At 65.0% G+C, this 22,892-nt stretch carries 16 protein-coding genes; 4 read left to right on the top strand and 12 right to left on the bottom strand.

Annotation, left to right across the window (positions count from 1 at the left end; genetic code table 11):
• Positions 1 to 9: 9 nt before the first annotated feature.
• The 4 genes from AB4Y36_RS31970 to AB4Y36_RS31955 all read right to left on the bottom strand — a co-directional run bounded on the left by AB4Y36_RS31970 (position 10) and on the right by AB4Y36_RS31955 (position 5,122).
• Positions 10 to 1,683, bottom strand: a complete 1,674-nt coding sequence (locus AB4Y36_RS31970; protein ID WP_069266035.1) for a S10 family peptidase — start codon at positions 1,681 to 1,683, stop codon at positions 10 to 12.
• Between the two features lie 136 nt (positions 1,684 to 1,819).
• Positions 1,820 to 3,457 carry a protease pro-enzyme activation domain-containing protein gene (locus tag AB4Y36_RS31965; RefSeq protein ID WP_368685122.1) on the bottom strand — a complete coding sequence of 546 codons (1,638 nt, stop codon included), beginning with the start codon at positions 3,455 to 3,457 and terminating at the stop codon, positions 1,820 to 1,822.
• 363 nt (positions 3,458 to 3,820) lie between these two features.
• Positions 3,821 to 4,711 (bottom strand): UTP--glucose-1-phosphate uridylyltransferase GalU, encoded by an 891-nt coding sequence (gene galU, locus AB4Y36_RS31960; protein WP_069266176.1) that lies wholly within the window; start codon positions 4,709 to 4,711, stop codon positions 3,821 to 3,823.
• 267 nt (positions 4,712 to 4,978) lie between these two features.
• On the bottom strand, positions 4,979 to 5,122 hold the full coding sequence (locus tag AB4Y36_RS31955; RefSeq protein ID WP_165979327.1) for a hypothetical protein: 144 nt from the start codon (positions 5,120 to 5,122) through the stop codon (positions 4,979 to 4,981).
• Between the two features lie 199 nt (positions 5,123 to 5,321).
• Between AB4Y36_RS31955 and AB4Y36_RS31950 the strand changes: the two genes are divergently transcribed.
• Positions 5,322 to 6,506: an acyltransferase gene (locus AB4Y36_RS31950; RefSeq protein WP_069266037.1), complete on the top strand. Its 1,185-nt coding sequence runs from the start codon at positions 5,322 to 5,324 to the stop codon at positions 6,504 to 6,506.
• Positions 6,507 to 7,123: 617 nt separating this feature from the next.
• Here the strand turns inward: AB4Y36_RS31950 and AB4Y36_RS31945 are convergent.
• Genes AB4Y36_RS31945 through AB4Y36_RS31935 form a run of 3 tightly spaced genes read right to left on the bottom strand, consistent with a single transcriptional unit; the run spans position 7,124 to position 13,275 of the window.
• The gene (locus tag AB4Y36_RS31945; protein ID WP_368685121.1) at positions 7,124 to 9,610 is read right to left on the bottom strand and encodes a glycosyltransferase family 4 protein; all 2,487 of its coding nucleotides are present in this window, start codon (positions 9,608 to 9,610) and stop codon (positions 7,124 to 7,126) included.
• Positions 9,607 to 11,073 carry a flippase gene (locus AB4Y36_RS31940; RefSeq protein WP_069266039.1) on the bottom strand — a complete coding sequence of 489 codons (1,467 nt, stop codon included), beginning with the start codon at positions 11,071 to 11,073 and terminating at the stop codon, positions 9,607 to 9,609. The genes AB4Y36_RS31945 and AB4Y36_RS31940 overlap by 4 nt, the downstream gene beginning before the upstream one ends.
• Before the next feature lie 30 nt (positions 11,074 to 11,103).
• Positions 11,104 to 13,275: a hypothetical protein gene (locus AB4Y36_RS31935; RefSeq protein ID WP_368685156.1), complete on the bottom strand. Its 2,172-nt coding sequence runs from the start codon at positions 13,273 to 13,275 to the stop codon at positions 11,104 to 11,106.
• 409 nt (positions 13,276 to 13,684) lie between these two features.
• On the opposite strand from AB4Y36_RS31935, the gene AB4Y36_RS31930 reads away from it, so the two are divergent.
• From AB4Y36_RS31930 to AB4Y36_RS31920, 3 genes are read left to right on the top strand one after another with little or no spacing between them, the layout of a single operon-like run.
• Positions 13,685 to 14,779: an acyltransferase gene (locus AB4Y36_RS31930; RefSeq protein WP_069266040.1), complete on the top strand. Its 1,095-nt coding sequence runs from the start codon at positions 13,685 to 13,687 to the stop codon at positions 14,777 to 14,779.
• 37 nt (positions 14,780 to 14,816) lie between these two features.
• Positions 14,817 to 15,860, top strand: coding sequence for a GDP-mannose 4,6-dehydratase (gmd, locus tag AB4Y36_RS31925; protein ID WP_069266041.1), 1,044 nt, complete (start codon positions 14,817 to 14,819; stop codon positions 15,858 to 15,860).
• Positions 15,847 to 16,803 (top strand): GDP-mannose 4,6-dehydratase, encoded by a 957-nt coding sequence (locus tag AB4Y36_RS31920; RefSeq protein ID WP_069266042.1) that lies wholly within the window; start codon positions 15,847 to 15,849, stop codon positions 16,801 to 16,803. Before gmd ends, AB4Y36_RS31920 begins: the two co-directional genes overlap by 14 nt.
• A gap of 79 nt (positions 16,804 to 16,882) precedes the next feature.
• Here AB4Y36_RS31920 and AB4Y36_RS31915 read toward each other — a convergent pair whose 3' ends face one another.
• Genes AB4Y36_RS31915 through AB4Y36_RS31895 form a run of 5 tightly spaced genes read right to left on the bottom strand, consistent with a single transcriptional unit; the run spans position 16,883 to position 22,879 of the window.
• Positions 16,883 to 18,040 (bottom strand): glycosyltransferase family 4 protein, encoded by a 1,158-nt coding sequence (locus AB4Y36_RS31915; protein WP_069266043.1) that lies wholly within the window; start codon positions 18,038 to 18,040, stop codon positions 16,883 to 16,885.
• Between the two features lie 28 nt (positions 18,041 to 18,068).
• Positions 18,069 to 19,292 carry a glycosyltransferase family 4 protein gene (locus AB4Y36_RS31910; RefSeq protein ID WP_368685120.1) on the bottom strand — a complete coding sequence of 408 codons (1,224 nt, stop codon included), beginning with the start codon at positions 19,290 to 19,292 and terminating at the stop codon, positions 18,069 to 18,071.
• Positions 19,289 to 20,770 carry a glucose-6-phosphate isomerase gene (locus tag AB4Y36_RS31905; RefSeq protein ID WP_368685119.1) on the bottom strand — a complete coding sequence of 494 codons (1,482 nt, stop codon included), beginning with the start codon at positions 20,768 to 20,770 and terminating at the stop codon, positions 19,289 to 19,291. Before AB4Y36_RS31905 ends, AB4Y36_RS31910 begins: the two co-directional genes overlap by 4 nt.
• 2 nt (positions 20,771 to 20,772) lie before the next feature.
• A complete protein-coding gene (locus tag AB4Y36_RS31900; protein WP_342947153.1) occupies positions 20,773 to 21,918 on the bottom strand; it encodes a glycosyltransferase in 1,146 nt (381 codons plus the stop codon).
• Positions 21,919 to 21,952: 34 nt separating this feature from the next.
• A complete protein-coding gene (locus tag AB4Y36_RS31895) occupies positions 21,953 to 22,879 on the bottom strand; it encodes a glycosyltransferase family 2 protein (protein WP_368685118.1) in 927 nt (308 codons plus the stop codon).
• Between the last annotated feature and the right edge of the window lie 13 nt (positions 22,880 to 22,892).

The raw sequence follows: 22,892 nt of genomic DNA, 5'->3' as shown, positions 1-22,892 counted from the left end.
GCAAAAAATTCAATGATGCATGGTGCTCATCGTGCTCATGCGCTGGAGCGCGCGAATGCGCGCCACCGCGGGGCGGTCCGTCACGGCGACTTGATAGAGCTTCGCGACATCGGCCTTGAGCGCCGTGCGTGAGCCGGCGTCGAGATACACCATGTGCCCCGATGGATAGAAACGCGCGCTCAGGTTATCGCGCACCTTCTGGTCGAGCAGCGGCATCTTCTGCAGGTCGATCACGGTCTGGTAGAACGGCGTGACGAAGTCGTAGTAGCCGTTTGCCGAGAGCACGCGCAAATCCGGATTCAGCGCCATCACCGCCGCGAGATCGCCGGCCGTGTAAAGCACGATATTGCCCTGCGCGTCCACGCCCTTTTGCGCACCCGTCGGGTCGATATGGCCGAAGTTCCAGTTCTTGAATGCCTGATCGTTCAGGTCCGTGAACGACGAGTTCGTGCGGAACTTGAGCTGCTCGTTCAGATAGCTGTTCCACATCGCCGTATAGACCCCGCTCACCGCCGTCATGGTGGGATCGTTGCCGCCCGAGTTGGGGTCGATGTTGCCGGCAATGCCCGTGTCGATGGCGGTCACGCGGCCGTCGTACGAGCCGAGCGCCACGCCCTTGTCCTTCAGGAGGGAGATCAGAAAAAGCGAATTGCCATGGCTGTCGTACGAGGCGATGTCGAGATTCCACGACTCCAGCGTTTGCGTGTCGATGCCCGTGTATTGCGACAAGGTCTTGAGCGTGGCCGGAATGCTCTTGTCGTTCGGATCGGGAAACTTCGACAGCGCCTGCAGATAATCGGTGCGCGCGAATTGCGCGACTTGCGCGGCGAACGCCTGCAAGTCCTTCGGCGCGGGCGTCACGCCGAGGCGCTTGTGGTACCACGCGTCGGCGGCCGCCGTGGGCAGCGCGCCCACCGGATTGCCGGCTTGCGTGTAATCGAGAATCGACGACTGCAGCGTGATGCCGTTCAGATCCACGCCGTCCTCGTGCAGCCGGTAGGCCAGCACGCAACTGCGCGCCGTGCCATACGACTCGCCATAGAGAAACTTCGGCGAATTCCAGCGATCGTTCGCCGTGAGGTAGCGCTTGATGAACTGCTTGAGCGAATCCGCATCCTGATCCACGCCCCAGAAGTCGCGGTTGTGATGCGGCGCGATCGCGGCCGAATAGCCCGTGCCCACCGGATTGATGAAGATGAGGTCGCTCTTGTCGAGCAGGCTGTCCGGATTGTCTTCGAGCGTATAGGGCGCGGGCGGTGTGAAGCCCGGCATCGAGGTCTTGATGCGCTTGGGCGCGAACGAGCCGAGCAGCACGAACACGGAAGAGGAGCCCGGCCCGCCGTTGTAAAAGAACGTGACGGGACGGTCCTGTGCCTGCACGCCGTCCTTCGTGAACGCCACGTAGAAGATCTTGGCGTCGGGCTGCGAACTGCTCGGATCGACCGTCACGAGGTGACCCGCCGTGGCCGTATAGGCGATGACTTCCTTGCCGATCTGGATCGCGTGATGCGTGATCGCGGCGTTCTCGGTCATGTCGGTGACGAAGTCGTCGGGACCGTTGCCGTAAGCGGTGGGATCGAAGCAAGGCTGATCGGCCTGGGAGCGATGCTTGCCGTTGCCGCTCGCGGGGCTGGCCCCTTGAGCGCCGCCGTTGCCCTTGGTGGACTGCGCTTCGTCGTTCATGTCGTCTCCACATTCTGTGTGTTCGCGTTCGAGACAGTGAATGCGACTTCGAATGCAACCTCTCATGCAACCCGCATCGCGCCCGCCGCTTGCCTCTCGTGCTCAGCGCGCGTCGCGGCGGCGTGCCGCGCTCATCCTACGCCGAGCCGAGCGCGGTTGCCACCTTGCTGCCCACCGGCGTGCCGAGGCCCGTGCAGGCGTCCCAGCCCGGCGCCGCCGAAAAGTCGCCATTGCTGCCGCTCGTCACGTCGTTGAAGGCGCCGGGCTGCGCATAGAGCTTCGCGTTCGCGAAACCGACGGGCGTGCCGCGCGCCGCGTTGATGCGCGCGATCAGCGCCGCCCACAGCGGCGCGACGGCGCTCGTGCCGCCCACCACCGTATCCGCGCCCGCCACGCGCACTTCGTAACCCGTGGCGGGATCGGCGTCGGCTGAGACGTCGGGCACGCCGCGCCGCACCAGCGCCCCCGCCCCGCCGCTGCCACGCACGACGCGCAGGCCCTTTTGCCAGTCCGGCAACGCGAACGTCGCGCTCACGCCGCCGCCGGTCGCGCCGTTATCACCTTCGCTCCACACGGTTTCCTGCGAGATACGTCCGTTCGACGCCGCGATGTGCGTGCCGCCGCAACCGAGTGCGTAAGGGCTCGACGCGGGGAAGTCCACATGATCGGCGCCGTCGCTCACGCCGTCCGACGAGCCGCTGTCGCCCGAAGCCGTGCACACGGTCACGCCGAGGGCGACGGCCGTTTGCAACGCGTCGTTCAGCGCGCCGAGCGTTTGCTGCGACCACGCCGACTCCGGCGCGCCCCAGCTGATCGAGATGACTGAAGGCTTACGCTGGCTGTCGTGCAGCGCGGCGCTCACCGCATCGACGAAGCCCGCCTCGCTGTTCGGCGCGAAATAGACGGCGATGAGCGCCCCGGGTGCCAGCGCACCGGCGATCTCCACATCGAGCGTGACTTCGGCGTCGGGGCCGTTGGGGTCGCCGGTCGGCGCGTTCGTCGCCTGATCGACGGACACGTCTTCCACGCGCGGCGCGCTCACGCCCAGCTCGCTGAAATAGGCGCTAAGGTCCGCCGTGTCATAGCCGCCGCCCATTTCGATCAGGGCAATGCATTGGCCGCCGCCGTCGCCCGCGGGAAAGCTGTATAGCTCCGCGAGCTGCAACGGCGTGAACGATCTGGTCACCGCTCGCGCGGCGCGGATTGGCGGGCGGATAGAGGCACCCGGTGCGCCCGGCGCGTCTGCCGGCGCGTTGGTCAGACTCGTCGGCATGATGCGAAAGTGCGGCTGCGCCTTCGCACGATTGTCGAGCCCCACCACCGCGGTGACGACCTCGTGCATGTCTTCCGGCAAATGCAGGGGGCCGCTCGGCTGGTGAAAGTGATGCGTGGTTTTGCCGACCTGATGCTCGAAACGCTGCAGGTCGATGCCGAAGGCGGCGTTGTACTGCTGCACCGTGCCCGAGAGCACGACGCGGCGCGCCGAGGCATCGGCCTGATCCACAGTGAGTCCATGCGCGCTCGCGAACTGCTTGACGCGCTCGATGTCGGCAGCGCTCGCGCCAAAGCGCCGCTCGTATTCCTCGCGCGAAACCGGCTGCGCGGCGGGGTCGTTCGCGGCGAGCCGGTCCACCAGCTCGTGAAATTCTGCCGACGCCTGACGCCGCAGGATCAGCACGACCCTGAAGCGCTCCGCCGGGTCGCAAGCGCCGACGCACTGCGCGCCGGCGGGCGCGGGATGTTCACTGCCTGCCACGGGTAGGTGCCTGGTCATGGCCGGTTGCTCCTCCTTGAAGCGCGTGCCTGGGTTCTGGTCTTCGGACACGCGTTGAATGACGGGAGTTCCGCGCGCCAAACCGGCCCGGAATGCCGTACAAAATCGTTGGAATATTCACGCAGCATGGCCGCCGCACGAGCGGCCCACCACGCGGCACGAACGCAAACGACGCGTTGCACGCATTCGGCATGCCCGCCAGAACCGTTATACACCGGTGACGATTGCAAAGTTGTCACGGCGACGCGGGAAGGCCAGGTCGCGGAGGAATGTTGGGGAGGTAATGCGAGATGGGCGAAACGCGCGCGGGTGTCGAGCCCGCGCGCATGAAGTACCCCGTAGCGTGGTTGTGCCGCGGGAGTTTTATGCCGCCGCGGGCAGCGCCGCCGGCAGATGCGCTTGCAGATACGCTTCGAACTCGTCCTTGACTTCCGGATGGCGCAGCGCGAACTCCACCGTCGCCTTCAGGTAGCCGAGCTTGCTGCCACAGTCGAAACGCGTGCCCATATAGCGGTATGCGAGCACCTGTTCTTCGGTGAGCAGCGACTGCAAGCCATCGGTGAGTTGAAGCTCGCCGCCTGCGCCCGGCTTCAGTGCGCGCAGATGTTCGAAGATCGTGGGCATCAGCACGTAGCGGCCCACCACGCCGAGATTCGACGGCGCGACTTCCGGCGCTGGCTTTTCGACGATGCCCGACAGCTTGAACACATCCTCTTCCCACTCGCGGCCGTCGACGATGCCGTACGACGCGCTGTCTTCACGCGCGATCGATTCGACGCCCACCACCGAGCTGTGATAGTGATTGAACGTGTTCACGAGCTGCTTCATGACCGGCGTGTGGCTGTAGAGCAGGTCGTCCGCGAGAATCACGGCGAACGGCGCGCCGCCCACGAGCTTTTCCGCGCACAGCACGGCGTGGCCGAGACCGAGCGCCTCGGCCTGGCGCACGTAGAAGCAGTCCACATTGGCTGGCTTGATGCTGCGAACGACGTCGAGCAGCTTTTGCTTGTTGCGGGCTTCGAGTTCGCATTCGATCTCGTACGACTTGTCGAAATGGTCTTCGATCGCGCGCTTGCTGCGGCCGGTCACGAAGATCATTTCGGTAATCCCCGCAGCGATCGCCTCTTCCACCGCGTACTGAATGAGCGGCTTGTCGACGATCGGCAGCATTTCCTTCGGGCTCGCCTTGGTGGCGGGCAAGAAGCGCGTCCCAAGGCCTGCAACAGGAAATACCGCTTTGGTTACTTTCAGCATGATGTCCATTCCCAGATCGTTCGTTTGAGTCTCGGTCTCGCAGCGAGGCAAGCCGACTTCCCCGAGGTTCTGCCGTGGCAGATTCTTGTATTGAATAAGATTGTTTAGCGCCTTTTAAGGAATAAAAAAAGGCCAATAAATTCGAATTACGCGATTCCAGCATAACACCGGAAATTATTACCATTCATCCTGGATAATTCCAGGCAGATCGGCATGAATTTCCTGCTCGGGTCTTCTGTCAATGACGCGTCTTGTTCGGGGCGCAGGCTACTCCGCTTCGTCAACGGGCGGCAATGCGCCGGAGCGCGTGCGTGCGCGCCGGATGGGCTCGTTGCGCAACGCCTCGCGATACGCGGACACCCCCACGAGTATCAACAGCACGGCCACGCCGGCCAGCAAGTGCAGGTTCATCGGATTCTCCAGCGACCATAGTCGATCACGCTCAAACTAGCATTCCAAATTCGATAAATAAACCGCTTTGTTTTTCAATCCATTTATTTCTCCATTTATCGCTTCCGTATGAATACATTTTGAAAATCTTTTGCTTACTTCCCTCGCGCGCGCGCCCCTAAGATCGGCGGATACTCTCCCCAAGGACCGGCCGACACCGATGAGCGATCCCGTACTCCAAACCGCCATGCCGCCTGCATCCGCCCTGCCCGCCGCTGCTGCTCCTGCAGCGCGGCCGGTGGCTGCGGCCCGCGAGCTTGCCGGCGAGCATCTGATCGAAGCCCTGCGCGGCTTTGCGGCCTTGCTGGTGGCCTATTTCCATTGCCGCCAGGTCACCTGGATCGGCATGGGCGCGTTCCACCAGCTGCACGCCAGCCTCGCGAGCCCCGGGACGCTCGCCGCGTGGCTGACGTTCCCGATTGCGTGGGGATCGGCGGGCGTGCCGATTTTTTTCGTCATCAGCGGCTATTGCATTCACCGCAGCGGCGCCGCGCGGCTCTTCTCGAACCCCGATTTCCGGCTCGACGCGCGGCAGTTCTGGTTGCGCCGCTTCGTGCGCATCTATCCGGTGCTGCTCGCCGCGTTGCTGCTCACGCTGGCTGTGGATTCGGTCAGCCTCTCGCTGCTTCCTGTGAGCCACAAGATCAATGAGATCGGGGTGCGTGATTTCTTCGTGAACCTGTTCTCGCTGCAAGGCGTGGCTGGTAAGACGTATGGCTCGAATGGCGCGCTCTGGACTCTTTCGCTCGAGGTGCAGTTCTATCTGCTGTATCCGCTGCTCTTTGCTGCTCGCCGCCGGTTTGGGTTGAACGTCGTGCTCGCTGCCGTGGCCCTCATCAATGTCGTTTCCGCGTTGACGCTCGAGCGGCATGACATCATCGTTTTCACTTCGTACTGGTTCTCGTGGATGCTTGGCGCCTGGATCGCCGAAGTGCGTTTGCGCGGGTCTTCTGGCTTTCGGTTCGCCTATCCTGCTGCGGCGCTCTTTGCTGTCGCCGGTTGCGTGGCGTTTCACTTCGGGCAGTTTGGGGCGTTTCAGCTTTGGGCCTGCGCTTTCGCCTGCTATCTCGTCAAAGCGCTTGCGCGGCCTGCGCCCGCTTCCCCTGGCTTTCTGCAGTCGCTGTTCTCCAGGATCGGCGATTTCAGCTACTCGCTCTATCTCATTCACTTGCCGCTCTTCGTATTGCTCGGCTCGCTATTGTTCCGCTCGGAGCTGCAGACTTCGATATGGCCTTCGTTCGGCTTCACGCTAGCCGTGATTCCCGTTGCCTGGGTGTTCTATCGGATCTTCGAAAAGCCCGCGCTTCATGCTGCTGCTCGGCTTCGGAAGCGGGTCGTCGCTTGATCCTCTTTGGCCACTTTGGCCGCGTTGGCCTTTCCTTGTGTTCGCGTCGGTGTGCATGCGTTGCCCCTGTGCGGGGCGGCACCTACTTTCTTTGCGGCGGCAAAGAAAGTAGGCAAAGAAAGCCGCTCAAACCGCCAGCGCCTGCCACAGTTCACATCGCGCCGTACATGGTGAATGGCTCCGGAGCGTCTGGCATCTCGCACCTTCAAAGGTAGTGACAAGGCGCTCATCCTTCCGGCGGCGCTGCGCGCGCCGAATGGCATAACCCAACACCAGCGGGGCGCGTGCGTTCTCGCGAACCTTGGCAATCCCCCCTGGTTTCCCATGCAGACCCAACCGCAGCGAGCGTAGCGAGCAGCGGGATGAATGACTGCCTTGTCACTCACTTGGGTGGTGCGAGGTGACAGACGCTCCGGAGCCATTCACCATTTACGTCGAGATGTGAACTGTGGCAGGCACTGGCGGTGTGAGCGGCTTTCTTTGCCTACTTTCTTTGCCGCTGCAAAGAAAGTAGGTGCCGCCCCGCACAGGGGCAACACTTGCATACCGACGCGAACACAAGGAAAGGCCAACGCGGCCAGAAGCCGCGAAAAAAGGCCTAAAAAAAGCAAAAAAACTTACTTGCCCCGAGCAACAACCCCATCGAGCACCCGCTCGACAGCATCGACATACTGCTGCTTCCCAAACCGCTCCCGGGCAGTAGCCAGCCCTTGCACAGCAAGCCGATCCCGCAACGCCGCGTCGTCGTGCAACCTGCCGATGGTGGCAGCCAGTTCCTTGGCATCACCTGGCGTACAAAGCAGCCCGCTTTCACCATGCTCGACGATCTCAGTCACACCACCATCGCGAGAAGCAACCACAGGCCTTTGCGCCAGCATCCCCTCAACGACTACACGCCCAAACGGTTCAGGCGTAATAGACGTATGCGCGATCACATCGACGGCCCGCATGCAAGCCGCAATGTCATGCCGGAAGCCGAGAAAATGCACACGCTCCTGCAGCCCGTTCGCCTCGACGAATGCACGCAGCTCGGCAGCGTAAGCGTCCTCACCGAACAGCGGCGCACCTACGAACACAGCATGCGCACGCGGCTCGTCGAGCAACGCTTCGAGCAGCACATGCTGGCCTTTCCAGCGCGCCAGACGGCTGAAAGCACCAACCAGGAACGCATCCTCGGGCAACCCGATCTGCACCCGCAGTTGAGCCTGCGGCACGCGCGCGAGCGCACGGAACGGCGATTCATCCACGCCGTTGTGCACCACGTCGATGCGCTTCGCGTCAAAGCGCGTGAGCTGCGCAAAAACCTTCGCCGATGCATGCGAGTTCGCGATCACATGCGCGAGCCCCAGCTTCGCGCAGCCCTTGATCACCGCGCGCTGCACGCGGCCGAAATGCTCGTCGCTAACAATGTCGCGCAAATGCCAGACCACCGGCTTGCGCGCGAGCTTGCCCGCAAGCACGCCGATCACCATCGCGCGCTGCGTGTTGGCGTAAAGCACGTCGGCCTCGCGCGCGCGGCGGCGCGTCTCGCGCACGAGCGCAGCAATGCCCGCAAGCACGCCCAGTCGCGGCGCCGTGCCGCCATCGCGGCGCACCTTGTTCAACGCACCCGAATCGATCACCTCCACGCGCGCGCCGGCTTTGTCGAGCGCCTCCCTGAAGGGCCCGTCGTTGAAGAGCAGCACGTCGATGCGCGAGCGCAAGCCCTTCACCACTTCCAGCAGCGATAGCTCGGCGCCGCCCAGCACGCCGCTCTGGTCGATGGCGAGCACGCGCGGCGCGTCCGCTGCGTCCGCTTCGATCTCGTACGGCGCTGCGCCGTGTGCCGAGCCCGCCTGCGCGATCGCCGGCACCGCTTTCGCCACGCGCGCGAAGAATTGCTCGCGGAAATGCCGCGAAGAAAAGCGCTCGGCATTCGCGCGGCAATCCTCGGCGCGGAATCGGCCAGGATCGCTTTCGAACGACTCGACGGCGTCGATGATCGCGTCCGCGTTTTGCTCTTCGAAGAAAATGCCCGTGGGGCGCGAACCGGTGTCGCGCACCGTTTCGAGCGCGCCGCCCTTGCCAAATGCAATCACGGGCGTGCCGCAAGCCTGCGCCTCGACCACCGAAATGCCGAAGTCTTCTTCCGCTGCGAACACGAACGCCTTGGCCCGCCGCATGCGGTCGTGCAGTACGGCGAACGGCTGATAGCCCAGCACTTCCACATTGGGCGTCGCCTTCGCGCGCACCTTGTGCATGTCGGGGCCGTCGCCGATCACCACGAGGCGCCGCTCGGGCATGCGCGCGAATGCCTCGACAATCAGGTCGATCTTCTTGTACGGCACGAGCCGCGAGGCCGTCAAATAGAAGTCGTCTTTAGTGGTTTCCAGCTCGAACGCGTCGATATCCACGGGCGGATAGACCACCTCGGCCTGGCGCTGATACACCTTCTGAATGCGTCGCGCAATGAACTCCGAGTTGGCGACGAACTGGTCCACCGAATTCGCGGTGCGCACGTCCCAGTTGCGGATGTAGTGCAGGATCAGGCGTGCGAGCATCGACTTCGGCCCGCGCGTGAGGCTCGACTCCTGCAGGTACTGATGCTGGAGGTCCCACGCATAGCGGATCGGCGAATGCACGTAGCTGATATGGAACTGGTCCGGTCCCGTGAGCACGCCCTTGGCTACCGCATGGCTGCTCGAAATCACCACGTCGTAGCCCGACACGTCGAGCTGCTCGATGGCGAGCGGCATGAACGGCAGGTACGCGCGATAACGCTTGCGCGCGCCCGGCAGCTTCTGGATGAACGAGGTCGTCGCGCGCTTGCCGCGCAAGAACGTGCGGTCTTTCGCATCGACGAAATCGACGACCGAGAACAGGTCTGCATCCGGAAAGCAGGCAAGGATCTGCTCGAGCACCCGCTCCGCGCCCGCGTAGGTCACGAGCCAGTCGTGCACGATGGCCACGCGCGGCGCACGGCCTGCGGCGAAGGCTGGCCGCAGTGGCCGCAGCGGCATGACGGCGCCCGTTTCGGAGCGTCGCGGTTTGGTGGCGTCGCGCCGTTGAAGGGGCGCGGCAGCGCTTTCGGACGGCGCCGCTTCGTCGATCAGTTCGTGACTCATGCGCTTTTCCGTGAATTCAGTCGAAAGAGAAGGGAACGGGCGTAGCCGCGCAGCATCGGCGTGGTCGCAACCGACCACACCACGTTGGCAAGTGCGAGCACGACACCGGCGCCGATTGCGTACAGCGCGTCCGGCAGCCACCACGCAAGAGCGAGCGCAGCGGCGAGAAAACTCAGGTGAGCGAACATATCGACGATGATCGTGCGGCTATGAATGCGCGAAAGCCACAGCAGTACGACGTAGTCGAACAGTGCGCGAAACAGCACGGCGGCGGCCGCGCCCGGCAAGCCGAAGCGCGAAATGCCGAGCCACAGCAGACCGGCAAAGAGCGGCAGCTCCACGAGCCCCACGCGCGCGGCGGCGGCAGGATTGTTTTGCGACTGGATGAGAATGCGCGTGACGCCCGCCTGCCCGACGAGCCACACGGCGATGATCAGCACGCGCCCAACCGGTGCGCCATGCGCGGCGATCACGGGCCCGACCCACGCATGCAGGAAGGGCTGGAGCACCACGATCGCGCCGATGGCGATCGGCGTGAACACGGCATTGAGAAACTGCAGCGACTGCGCGGCGATTTCATCGGCATGCTCGCGGCCCAGCGCGGACAGGCGCGGAAACAGCGTGCGCACGAGCGCATTGGGCACCATGTTCAGGCGCGTGACGAGGTTCTGCGGCACGGTGTAATACGTGACGAAGCGCGCACCAAGGCCCGCGCCCAGCATCATGCGGTCGAGCGAGTCCGCGACCATCGTCGTGATGCTCGCGACCAGCATCCAGCCGCCGAAATTGAAGAGCGCCTTCGACGTATCGAGGCGCGGCCCGCGCACCTTGCGAATGCCGAGCACGCGCAGCGCCGAGCGGCCGAGCAGGATCGCGGCGGCCAGACGCGCGAATACGGCGGCGGCCAGCACGGTCTGCAGATTCGGCTCGTACGCCCAGGCAGCGGCAAGCGGCAGCAGCTGGAACAGGAACGTGCCGAGCGTCTGGTTCGTGTTGTAGATGCCGAAGCGCTCCGCGCCGTTGATCGCACCCGCGAACACCCACGAGACGTTCGCCACCGGAATCGCCACGGCGAGCCAGGGCAGCGCGAGATAGACTTCGTGCCGCAACTCGGGCGTGACGTGCGTGAAATACGCGGTATAAAGCGCGCCGCCGGAATAGATCAGCAGGCCGCCAATCGCGCCGGTCGTGAAGTTCAGCCAGAACGCGCTCCAGAACACACGCTCGCAGGCGTCGGCGTCTTTCGACGCATACGCCTTCGAGATCTGGTTCTGCGCGGCCATGCTCATGCCGAGGTCGAGCACGCTGAAGTAGCCGATCAGCGTCCAGACGAGCGCGATCACGCCGTAGCGCTCGACACCGAGCAGGCGGATGTAGGAAGGCACCGTGACGAGCGACACGAAGGTCGGCAGCACGAGACCGAACAGATTGATTGCGACGTTGCGCAGTATGCCTTTATCCATTGGGTATCCAGTTGCGGGGCCCGTAGCGGGTCAGGCCGGTTTCCAGCGGTACATGAGCACCTTGCCGCGCGCGTCTTCCTCGACGAACACGAGGTATTCGCCGTTCGCTTCGCGATGCGCGGTGATACCGAACGGCACGTCGACCCAGCCCGAGGTGTTGCCCACTTCGGCGCCCGGGCCGAAGGTGCCGATCTCCTTCGCACTGTCCTTGTCGTACACGTGGACGTTGCCCGCGGGCTCGACCACGAACACGTACTGGCCTTCCACCGTGAGCCCCGCGGGCGTGACGGGCGGTTTCGCTTTCGGGTCCCACGGCAGGCGCAGCATGTAGTGCTGCTCGGGGTGGCCGCTCGACCACTTGTCGTAGCGCACCAGCACGCGCCCCGCTTCCTTCCAGAAGCCCGGATCGTGCGGCGCATCGGCCGTATAGCCCGTCACGTAGAGCGTGTCGGTCTGCGGCTCGTAGATCGCGCGATGCACTTCGGTGAACGGCGCGGGGACCGCGTATTTGTCGAGCTTGTCGTACGAGTAGATCGGATTGCCCTTCGCGTCGAGCCCGCCATAGCGGAAGCGCCAGATGCCCTTGTCGTCGCGCGCGCGCCAGATGTCGCCGCGCGTGTCGATCCACCAGCCCCACCCGCCTGCCAGATGGTCGCGGCCCGGATTGCGCGTAAATTCGTCGGCGTCGAAGGCACCGTTGCCGTTCGCATCGCGCCAGATCCAGTCGCCGCCGGGCGGCGGCGCGTTCGGCACGTTCTGCACCCCGCGGCCGCGGCCCGCAATGAAGCCCGAGGGAATCGCGGTCTCGCCGTCGCGCTGCGCGTCGAAGCGGTAGATCTTCAGGTGGTCCGCGTACATGTCGGTGAGGAACAGGAACGTGTGCCCGCTCAACACGCGCGCGGTAGGCAGACCCGGCCACTGGTCCGTGTGGAAAACGGGATCGTCGGGATAGCGGAATCGATTGGACAGGAATCCGACATATTTCCAGTCCTGCCCCGGCGGCTTCGACAAGTCGAGTTCGAAGCGCTTGTTGCCCGTGTAGACGCTGTCGGGGCGCTGCGGGTCCACCCACGCGCCGTCCACGAACAGCAGGCCTTCCAGGTTCCACAGGCGCTTGCCGGCAGGCGTATAGGCCTCCAGCGTTGCGCCAAGACCCGCGCCGATGTTGTCTTCGTGCTGCGGTCCGACGCCGTTGGTCGAGACGTAGATGTTCCCGCGCGCGTCGGTGCCGACGCCCGTGAGGCCATTGAAGCGGCCCGGCCCCGGCCGCCCCGCGACGCCCGAAAAAATGCCGCCGCTCTCGCCGAGCGTGGCGCTCTGCGTCCACCTCTTGCCGTTGCGCGTGAAAATGAGGATCTGCTGGCGCGGACCGTTATCGGCGATCAGGAGGCGTTGCTGCGGATCGAACGCGAGATCCACCGGCACCGAATCGTCGGGTAGCGCGAGCGTGTCGTCGAGGCGCTTGCCATCCGCCGAGTAGTGCTCGACGCGCGGATGCGCGGCGCCCTTACCCGCTTCGGCGCCCGTGAGCACCCACACCGACCCGTCGGCTGCAAGCGCGATGCGGCCCGGCGCCTGCACGTCCCATTGTCCCTTGCGCTGCATCGAATTCGCGTCGTACACCTCGATGCGGTTCATCGGCGTGTTGCTCACATAGAGCGTCGAATCCGTCGCGGCGAGTCCGCCAATGTCGGCATGCGTGCCCATGGGCACGTCGTTGATCTTCAGGAACGACGCGGAAAGCTGCGCATGCGGATTGAGCGGATCGGGCGAAGCCTGAAATGCGGCGGCGCGCTTGGGCTCGTCGAGCGGCCGGCGCGTGATGCCGTACCACTGGCTGCCCTTCGCAGGCCAGATGCCGCTGCCGACCAGATGACCCTTCTCGTTGCCCACGCCGACCGCTCCATACAGATAGCGATGATTCACGGCCACGGCGTTGCCGCCGGCTCCCCCCCAGCCATGCGTGCCGCCGGCGAAGCCGAGCGGCTTGCCGTCCTGGTACGCGCTGATCTCGGCGCCGCTCTCGTCCCACGGCGCATTGGTGAACACCTTGCCTTCGGGCGTGACGGCGATGGCCGTGACGTTGATTTGCATCCAGGTGCCCTGGCCGTTGCCAAAGCTATTGCCGATCCACGAGGTCGTCACATTGAGTTGCGGCGCGGCGATGGTCTGAACCGACGACGTGCAGATAAACGTGCACATCGCGGCCAGTGCCAACGTCCTGCGCAAGCGGCGATCGGGATTCGATAACGGCAAGGCAATTCCTCCGGTCAAGTGACGGCAATCTGCCAGGATCATGCCGTACAAATCCGCTGAAAAATCGCCTCCAAAAAAGGGAAAATAATTCAAAAAAATTCAGTATTTATGACCCATTTCTGAGTCATCCGGAAATAAACTCCCGAACACCGGATATCACGCCAAAAAGCCGTGCGGCGCGGTGTTCGGCACGCCCGCCACACTTTCCATTCGGCAATGCGTATTTCATATCGCGCAAATTCCGGCATTTAAATTCAAAAATCCAGAATCAATATATTTCGGCTTTTTGAACATTTAATTCTTTCTAGAATGAATCGCGAAGCAATCGCGTATGCATGACCCCACCGGAGAACCGATGACCGTAAGCCGCCCAGTCAGTCAACAAGGCCTCGCCGACCATTCCCACCGCATCGTCCAGCTGGACGGTCTGCGTGCCTTCGCCGTGCTCGCCGTGTTCGCGCAGCACGCGTTGCGCGCGCCGCTGTGGATGGGCGTCGACCTGTTCTTCGTGCTGAGCGGCTTTCTCATCACCGGCATCCTGCTCGAGCGCAAGGCGCGCGGGCAATCATATTTCAGCTACTTCTATGCGCGCCGGGTGCGCCGTATCCTGCCGCCCTACGTGCTGCTGCTCATCGTTTCGTCGCTGCTGTTCGGCTTCGGCTGGGCACACTACTGGCCGTGGTATGCGTTCTTCGCGACCAATATCGGCGACGCACTCGGCCAGAGCGGACACGACAGCCTCAACATTCTCTGGTCGCTCGCCGTCGAAGAGCAGTTCTACATCGTGTGGCCCTTCGTCGTGCTGCTTCTGCCGCAACGGCTCATGGCCGTGGTGGCCGCCGCGCTCATTTTTGTCGTACCCGTGCTGCGCGCCGTCGCGACCCCGTGGTTCGACTCGTACTGGCCCATTTACTACCTCACGCCGTTCCGCATGGATTTGCTGGCCGCCGGCGCGCTGCTCGCCGTGCTCGTGCGCCGCGACCGCAATGCGCTCGAGCCCTTCAAATGGCCCGCCGCCGTGCTCTTTTTCGCGGCGCTCGGCGTGCTGGCCTGGCTGCACCTGCACTACCCGCGCTTTCGAGGCATGAACACGCCGCTCTCCAACGCCATGCTCTATAGCGTTTCGCTCGTGCTCTGCACCTCCATCGTCGTGTTCGCGCTGCAGTCGAAAGGCATCGTGCGGCGCCTGCTGTCCAACCCGGTGCTCGTGTATATCGGCACGATCAGCTACACGATCTACCTCATTCATCTCACGATTCTCTATGCCGTGTGGCCGCTCCATTACGGCCGCATCCAGAGCGCCGCGATTGCGCTCGTCCTCACGCTCGCTTATGCGAGCGCGAGCTGGTTTCTCTTCGAGCGCCGCCTCACGCGCGGTCCGCGCCGCCGCCCAGCGGTTGAGCCGGTCGACCTCACCGCGCGCGTGAGCCAGTCGAGCCCGCAGTCGTAATTCCTGAATCCCGTTCGATACTTCAAAGGCACATCACATGAACGAACGTCGCAAAGCGATCATCACCGGTGTTTCCGGCCAGGACGGCGCCTACCTCACGCGTCTTCTGCTCGACAAGGGCTACAACGTCACGGGCACCTATCGCCGCACCAGTTCCGTCAACTTCTGGCGCATGAACGAGCTGGGGATCCTCGACCATCCGTCGCTCGACCTCGTCGAACACGACCTCACGGACGCGGGCTCGACCCTGCGCCTCGTCGAACGCGCCCAGGCGCAGGAGGTCTACAACCTCGCCGCCCAGAGCTTCGTGGGCGTGTCGTTCGACCAGCCCGCCACGACCGCCGAAGTCACCGGCATCGGCGTGCTGAACATGCTCGAAGCGATTCGCGTCGTAAATCCGAAGGCGCGTTTCTACCAGGCTTCGACCTCCGAAATGTTCGGCAAGGTCCAGGCCATTCCGCAATGCGAGGACACGCCGTTCTATCCGCGCAGCCCCTATGGCGTGGCCAAGCTGTTCGCGCACTGGTCCACGGTCAACTACCGCGAGTCCTACGACATCTTCGCGACGAGCGGCATTCTCTTCAACCACGAGTCGCCGCTGCGCGGGCGCGAGTTCGTCACGCGCAAGATCACCGACAGCGTCGCCAAGATCAAGCTCGGCAAGCTGAACATGCTCGAACTCGGCAACCTCGACGCCAAACGCGACTGGGGCTACGCCTCCGAATACGTCGAGGGCATGTGGCGCATGCTGCAGGCCGACGAGCCCGACACCTACGTGCTCGCCACGGGCCGCACCGAAACCGTGCGCGACTTCGTGAAGATGGCCTTCGCCGCCGCCGGTTTCCAGCTCGAATGGTCGGGCAAGGGCGAGCGCGAAACCGGCATCTGCGTCGCCACGGGCCGCACGCTCGTGCGCGTGAGCCCGCGCTACTACCGCCCCGCCGAAGTCGATCTGCTCATCGGTGACGCGACCAAGGCGCAGGAGAAACTCGGCTGGAAACCGCAGACTTCGCTCGAGCAGCTCTGCCAGATGATGGTCACGGCCGACCTTGCGCGTAACGAACGCCATGACACATTCTGAGCCCGCTAGCCGTCCGCGCGCGCTCATCACGGGCATTGGCGGCTTTACGGGCCGCTATATGGCCGCTCGCCTCGCGGCGGACGGCTACCGCGTGTGGGGCACCGTGCGGACGGGCGAATCGCTGGACGCGGAAGCCTTCCCGTTCGGCGCCACCGCAATCGAGGCGGACTTGCTCGACCGCGCCGCGATCGCCCATGCGCTCGAAACCGTGCAGCCCGACGTGGTCGTGCATCTCGCCGCAGTGGCCCACGTGGCCGACAGCGACGTGGCACGCACCTACGTCGTGAACATCGTCGGCACCCGCAATCTGCTCGAGGCACTCGCGCAGCAGAAGCACGTGCCGCGCGCCGTCTTGCTGGCCAGCAGCGCGAACGTCTACGGCAACGCCACGAACGGCGTGATCGACGAACAGGTCGATCCCCAACCCGCCAACGACTACGCGGTCAGCAAGCTCGCGATGGAATACGTCGCGAGGCGCTTTCAGGCGCAGTTGCCGATCATCATCGCGCGCCCGTTCAACTACACGGGCGTAGGCCAGTCGCCGGACTTCCTGATCCCGAAGATCGTCGAGCACTACGCACGCGGCGAAAAAGAGATCTCGCTCGGCAACCTGCACGTGGCCCGCGACTTCTCCGATGTGCGCGACGTGGTGAACGCCTATGCGCGGCTCGTCGAAGTCGCGCCGCGCGGCACCACCGTCAACGTCTGCTCGGGCAGCGGTCAGACGCTTGGTGCGCTGCTCGACATGCTCGCGCGCATCGCCGGCTACGAGATCGAGGTGCATGTCGATCCGCGGTTCGTGCGCGCCAACGAAGTGCGTCAGCTGATCGGGTCGAATGCGAAGCTGCGTTCCATCGTTGGCGACAGCTCGCGCAAACACCTCGAAGAAACCTTGCGCTGGATGTACGAAGAGGCCCGCGAACGCGTGCTCGAAACGCAATAGCGCTGCTTGCCTGCTCTCGTTCTACAAATCAACCGCCGCTCTCCCGAGCGGCGGTTTTCTTTGGGTCGATCGACCCGCTTCAGTGAGCGGCAATCGCTTCCGCGTACACACCGGCCACGCGCTTCGCGATCACGGCGTTGTCGAAGTGCTCGCGCGCGTACGCCTTGCATGCCTCTTCATCCGGCAGCTTGATGCGGCCCGAAAGCGCGCCGTCGATGCCATCGGCGATCGCGTTCGCGCCCGTGCTCGGCAGCACGAGATCTTGCGACAGACCCGCCACCGCCTCCGGCAGACCGCCCACGGGCGTCACCAGAACCGGCGTACCCGCGGAAAGCGACTCCACCGTGATCAGGCCGAAGCCCTCCAGCGCCACTGTCGGCACCACGCTCAGCGTGGCCGCGCGATAGAGCGAGGGCAGGTGCGCGTCGGGCACGAAACCGAGCAGCTTCACGTTGTCAGCCAACCCTGCTTCGTCGATACGCTGCTGAAGTTCGGACTCCAGACGGCCTCGCCCCGCGATCAGCAGGAGCACGTCCGGGTGGCGTTGCTTCACCATCTTGATCGCGTCGATCAGGTCTTCGAGGCCCATGCGGCGCACGAGGCGGCGCACGGCGAGGATGATCGGGCGGCCTTGCGGCAACTGGAGCTTCAGGCGCGCTTCCGCCGTCGTGCAGGCCGGGTCGAAATGCGCCGTATCCACGCAGCCCGGCACGATGCGCACGCGCTCGGGCGAAATAGCGTAGCGGCGCGTGAGAATGTCGCCAAACGCCTTCGACAGCACGATGAGCCGCGAGGAGCGCTCATACACCGACTGCTCCAGCGAGTGCTTGATGCGCTGGCTCAGCGTGGCCGCACCTTCCACGAAACTTTCGTCGGCCCACGGGCCCTGGAAGTGCGAAACCTGCGGAATGCCGCGCGTGACGTCGAGCCCGGGGAAGGTGTACAGCGCGAAGTGCGAGGAAATCACGTCGGGGCGGTGGCGGCGAATCTCGCTGCGCAGCGCACGTCGCGCGTCCATGAGGCGAAACGGCAGCGAGCGCGAAGCGGAGCCGAAGCCGTGAATCGCGCCGCCGCTGTCCTGGGCCACCTTGGGCGAGCCGGCCACGACGCCGCGCACGCGCACGCCCGCGCCGGGCAGCGCGCCGACGAGCGAGTAGTACATGCGGTCGAGGCCGCCTGCGCGCTCGGGAAACCAGTGCATGCCGATCTGCAGCGATTGAATGGATTGTGTGGTCATCGCGTGTCCTTATTCTGCACGTATGCGGTTATCGGGGGGTCTCTGCGCGCTGGAGCGTTTGACCGCCCGGCAGCGTCGCAGCAGCGAACGCGGGTTCTTCGCGGCGTACGGCCTCGCTCGCGTCGCCGGCCAGTTGCCGGTAGAGCGCGATGTACTGCGCGGCCATGCGCGCCCAGCCGAACTGCGTGGCCAGTTCCGCCGCCGCCTCGCCCATCGCGAGCCGGCGCGGCGTGTCGCTGGCGAGCGTCTTCACGGCGTTGGCGAGCGCCGGCACGTCGTCGGGATCTTCGAGCACGATGCCGCAATCGGGCGTGATGATTTCGGCGCCGCCTGCCGTACGCGCGGTGACGACGGGCAAGCCCGCCGCCATCGCTTCGAGCAGCGAGAGGCTCATTGCTTCGTATCGCGAAGGAAATACGTAGGTATCGACGGAGCGCATGAGCGTGGGCATCTCGCGCACGAGGCCGAGAAAATGCACCCGCGACTCGATGCCCAGCTCGCGTGCGAGGTCGGGATACGGGCTGCCCGGCAGGTAGCCCGCCACGGCCAGATGCACGTTGTCGGGCATCTGCTTCATGGCGTGCAGCACCGTGCCGAGGTTCTTGCGCGGCGTGCGCAGATCGCCCACGAAGAGCAGCAGGAACGCGTCGGCGGGCAGCGAGAACTTCGCGCGGTCCGCGCTCGCGGCCGAGAAGCCGCGCGTATCGACGCCGTTGTAGATCACGTCGAGCCGCTCCACGGGGTTGCCGCCCGACGCGCGAATCTCGTCGGCGACCTTGCGCGAAACGGCCGCGATCACGCGCGAGCGCCGATACGCCCAGCGCTCCAGCACCGCATTGGCGCGCGTGTAGACGAACTGGTAAGCGGACCACACGCCGCGCGTGAGACCGAACGGGTAGTACTTGCTGCGCGCCCAGCCGCCGTGCACGAAGTGCGCGGTGTTGACGTCGGCGTGCGCCCAGGTGATGAAGCCGTTCACATGGAGCACATCGTATGCGCGCCGGTTGCGGCGCAGCCACAGCGCGCTCTTCACCGCGAATACCTGCTGGCGCAGCAGGTTGGTGGGCCACGCGCGCGAAGGTTGCACATTCACCCATTTCACCTTGGGGTGGGCAAGCAGCTCGGGCGCGACATGCGAGGCGACCAGCGTCACCTCGAACCCCTCGTCGAGCGCGGCGCGCGCGATTTCATGATTGACGCGGCCCTGGCCGTCATTGTGGCGCACGACATGCGTGACGATTGCGACTCTCAATCGGAGACCTCCGTGGTAGGGGCCCGGCGTTGCAGCTTCGCCCAATGCCCCGCGCTGAGAATGGAAAACACGCTCGAAAAGAGCAGCAGGCCGCCGGTACCCACGAGCGAGTTGGTGAATACGAGCATGGCGAAGATCGATATCGCGAGGCTCAGGCACGCGCACACGTAGCGGTCCTCGGGAAAACGCATCGACACGCGCACCGCGCGCACGAGCAGCCACAGCACGCCCGACATGTAGAGCAGCGTGCCGGGCCAGCCCAGCACGAACGGAATGTTCATCACGCCGCTGTCGAAGCTGCCGTATTGGCCGAGCTGGCCGTTGTTGCTCGAGAGCTTGGTCGATGCGCCGGTGGCGCCGAGACCCTCGCCCGTCACGTCGGTGAAGGCCTTCTTCGCGAAGTCGGCATAGAACTGGTTACGCGCCTCGTAGCTCTGGTCGTCCTTCAGGTTCACGAGCGTATTCAGACGCTGCTGCATGCGGTCCGCCACGGGACCGAACGTGAGCAGCGGCACGCACACGCCCGCCAGCACGATCGCGCTGACGATGATGCGAATGCGCACCTTGTTGCTCGACTTCATCAGCTGGATCACCATGGCGATTGCCCAGCCGCCCCAGGTGGAGCGCACGAGCGAGAGCGCGAACGAGAAGAAGCCGAACGCCGCCGCGATCCAGCGCACCCGATGCTTCGCGGCCATCACGAACACCATCGCGCCCATCATCGCGAACGCGAACGGGCCCGACGAGTTCATCGTGCTGAACACACGCACGCCGAGCGGCACGGGGTCGCCCTGCGAGTTCATGTCCGAGCCGATCATCCACATCGCATCCCATGGCGGCATGATGAAGAACTGCACGAGACCATACGCGCCCATCACGAGCATGCCGTAGATGAAGGTGTTGATGATGGTCTTGCTGCACTCGGGATACTGGCGCGTGAGCACCATGATGTGAAAGCCGATCAGGAACGGATAGATCCAGTTGGCAAGGTCATAGACCGCCGCGGCCGGGCCGCTGCCCACCACGCCCACCACGAACCCATAGCCGATGCCGAGCAGCGCGAGCAGGAGCGGCAGACCGCGCCGCTGCCCGAGGATCGGGTAGTAGCGCAGCAGCGAAATCCCGCTGATCATCGTGACGGCGAGCGGCGCGACCTGAATGAGGCTGGTGGGCGTGAAGCCGCCCTTGCCGTAGTCGGCGAGGCGCCGCACTTCGGGGCTCAGGAACCACAACCACCACATGAAGCCGATATAGCGCACCGGGTTCACGAAGTAGAGCCAGAATCCCACCGCGATCGACAGCACGGGAAACGCCAGCGTCAGCACGGTGCCCTGGTGCGCGCCGATCAGCAGCACCGTGAATACCCATAAGGCGAGCGGCGGCAGCGTATCGCGGCCGAGCAGGCTGCGCAGGCCGCCGCGGCGGCGGCCCGGCTGGCTCGCCGGCGCGGGTGCGGGGATAGCGGTCGTGACGTCCATGATCACATCCCGCGCGCGGCGACGCCCCGGCCTTGGGGTTCGCTCGCGATCGACTCGCCGTTGCGCGCGTCGCGCTCGTGCAGCATCTCGCGCGTGAGCTGCGCGTGCTGCCGCGCGAAGTGCTCAGTCGTGAGATCGCGCGTGCGCAGCTGCTCGCAGGCCTCGCGCGCCTGGGCGAGCGCCCGCGCCGGGTCGGCCACGAGCGCATTCGCCGCGTCGCGCAGTTGCTCGGCGTTGAACGGCTCGACGTACGAGGCGGCCTTGTCGTCGAAGTAATCTTCGAGCGCACCGACCTTCGTCGCGATCATCGGCTTGCCGAGCGCCGCGGCTTCCAGCATCACCGTGATGCCCGAAGCATGCGTGTTGGGACGCAGCGGCACGACGATGATGTCCGCCCAGTCATACAGCGCGTGCTGTTGCTTGATGCCGGAAACGCGCACGATCTCGACGTTGTCCGCGCGCGCCGATGCTGGCATGCGCCGGCGCGTGGCGATACGTACCTGGTAGCGCGAATCGTTGCCGAGCGCGCTGACGAGCGTGGTCCAGTCGCGGTCGCGGTCGTTGCCGATCGCGGCCACGCGCACGGGCGTATGCGGCGTCCACTGCGCAGGCGGACGCAGCGGAAAATCGCTGGTATTGAGCCCATAGAGCACGTGACGCGCCTCGCGCCCGAAGTACTCGCCGCACAGCGCGGCATTCTCGCTCGCGAGGGTGGTGAGCAGATCGGCACGCTTGAGCAGCCGCTTGTAGATCGCACGGCGCAGCGCGCCGTAGCCGGGCCAACGGTCGAGCAGCCACACGCTTTGTGCGAGCAGCAGCGGGCGCGCGCCGCCCTTCTTCGCGTTCATCAGCAGCACCAGCGCCACAGCCAGATGCTCCTGCTCGGTGTGCGTCCAGATGACGTCGGACTGCAGAATGGCGCGGCGATTGCGCCACGCGTGAATGAAGTCGAAACCGGCCGCGGCCTTCAGCGCACGCCGCATGAAGCGCATGGGCGTGCTTTCGCTCGCGTCCTGCGCGTAATTGAGGGCGAATTCCGCAGATTCCGCGTGGTGGTAGCCATACAGGCTGCCGATGTTCTCGCCTTTGCGATAGCGGCGCGGATCGGCGCCATAGAAAAGGTGGACGTGGACTTGCGTACTGCTCATTCGGGGTCCTCCCTGTAGTCGTTGGCCGCGCCAGTCAAACGAGCGCGCGGCGCGCCTCTCGTGCGCCGCCGCGCACCGCGCGCCAGCGTGCGAACGCCGCGCCCGCGGAATCGCCGCGCACGGCGCTCAGGCCCGTGTGCACGAGGCCCGGATACACGCGCGTGCCGACGAGCGCGTACCACCACCAGGCGGTTTCGCGGCGCAGCGGCGTGAGATGGCCGAGCAGGATCAGATGCAGGTTGTAGGCGGCGTTGCGGATCGAGGCGAGCGTCTGCGCGTTGCGGGGGTCTTCGCCCGGGCGCGGCGCGGGGTAATGGTCGACGGCCACGAGCGGGTCGTAGACGAGCTTCCAGCCCGCGCGCTTCACGCTCAGGCTGAACGCCATGTCGTTGTGCGTTTGCGCGCCGGTGCCGCGCAGGCGCCGGTCGAAGCGCAGGTCGCCGATCGCCGCGCGTCGATAGCTCATGTTCGCACCCTTGAGCAGATCGACTTCGCGCGCACCGCCCGCGCCCAGATGATGGTTGCCGATGATGCGGCCCGAGCGCTGCAGCTTGCCAACCAGCGTGCGCTCGCCGTCGATCACGCGGCCGCCTTCATGCACCCAGTCGCGGCCGCCCAGCGCCCCGAGCTTCGGGTCGGCCTCGAAGGCCACCGCAATGCGCGCGACCCAGTCGGCGCGCGGCGCGGCGTCGTCGTCGGTAATCGCGATCACGTCGCCCGTCGCGGCCTCGATGCCGCGATTGAGCGCCGCCACCTGCCCCGGCTCCTCGACGATGGCCACTTCCACGTTGAGCACGCGGGGCGTGACGTGTTCGGCGAGGCACGCGTGCGTCGCCTCGTCGTCGGCACGCGCCACCACCACGATCTCGTCGGGCGCGCGCTGCTGGCGCAGCAGCGCCGAAAGACAGCGCGACAGATCGTCAGGACGCCGATAGGTCGGCACGAGCACGGTCACTTTCATCGCGAGTTCTCCT

This window comes from Paraburkholderia sp. BR10936, from assembly GCF_040965735.1.
Lineage (GTDB): Bacteria > Pseudomonadota > Gammaproteobacteria > Burkholderiales > Burkholderiaceae > Paraburkholderia > Paraburkholderia nodosa_A.
This window is presented reverse-complemented; position numbering and strand designations above follow the sequence as displayed.

What these genes read in the sequence shown, in the direction of transcription:
- AB4Y36_RS31970 (WP_069266035.1), bottom strand. Translation starts at nt 1,683, where the DNA reads ATGAACGACGAAGCGCAGTCCACCAAGGGCAACGGCGGCGCTCAAGGG.
- AB4Y36_RS31965 (WP_368685122.1), bottom strand. Translation starts at nt 3,457, where the DNA reads ATGACCAGGCACCTACCCGTGGCAGGCAGTGAACATCCCGCGCCCGCC.
- galU (WP_069266176.1), bottom strand. Translation starts at nt 4,711, where the DNA reads ATGCTGAAAGTAACCAAAGCGGTATTTCCTGTTGCAGGCCTTGGGACG.
- AB4Y36_RS31955 (WP_165979327.1), bottom strand. Translation starts at nt 5,122, where the DNA reads ATGAACCTGCACTTGCTGGCCGGCGTGGCCGTGCTGTTGATACTCGTG.
- AB4Y36_RS31950 (WP_069266037.1), top strand. Translation starts at nt 5,322, where the DNA reads ATGAGCGATCCCGTACTCCAAACCGCCATGCCGCCTGCATCCGCCCTG.
- AB4Y36_RS31945 (WP_368685121.1), bottom strand. Translation starts at nt 9,610, where the DNA reads ATGAGTCACGAACTGATCGACGAAGCGGCGCCGTCCGAAAGCGCTGCC.
- AB4Y36_RS31940 (WP_069266039.1), bottom strand. Translation starts at nt 11,073, where the DNA reads ATGGATAAAGGCATACTGCGCAACGTCGCAATCAATCTGTTCGGTCTC.
- AB4Y36_RS31935 (WP_368685156.1), bottom strand. Translation starts at nt 13,275, where the DNA reads ATGTGCACGTTTATCTGCACGTCGTCGGTTCAGACCATCGCCGCGCCG.
- AB4Y36_RS31930 (WP_069266040.1), top strand. Translation starts at nt 13,685, where the DNA reads ATGACCGTAAGCCGCCCAGTCAGTCAACAAGGCCTCGCCGACCATTCC.
- gmd (WP_069266041.1), top strand. Translation starts at nt 14,817, where the DNA reads ATGAACGAACGTCGCAAAGCGATCATCACCGGTGTTTCCGGCCAGGAC.
- AB4Y36_RS31920 (WP_069266042.1), top strand. Translation starts at nt 15,847, where the DNA reads ATGACACATTCTGAGCCCGCTAGCCGTCCGCGCGCGCTCATCACGGGC.
- AB4Y36_RS31915 (WP_069266043.1), bottom strand. Translation starts at nt 18,040, where the DNA reads ATGACCACACAATCCATTCAATCGCTGCAGATCGGCATGCACTGGTTT.
- AB4Y36_RS31905 (WP_368685119.1), bottom strand. Translation starts at nt 20,770, where the DNA reads ATGGACGTCACGACCGCTATCCCCGCACCCGCGCCGGCGAGCCAGCCG.
- AB4Y36_RS31900 (WP_342947153.1), bottom strand. Translation starts at nt 21,918, where the DNA reads ATGAGCAGTACGCAAGTCCACGTCCACCTTTTCTATGGCGCCGATCCG.
- AB4Y36_RS31895 (WP_368685118.1), bottom strand. Translation starts at nt 22,879, where the DNA reads ATGAAAGTGACCGTGCTCGTGCCGACCTATCGGCGTCCTGACGATCTG.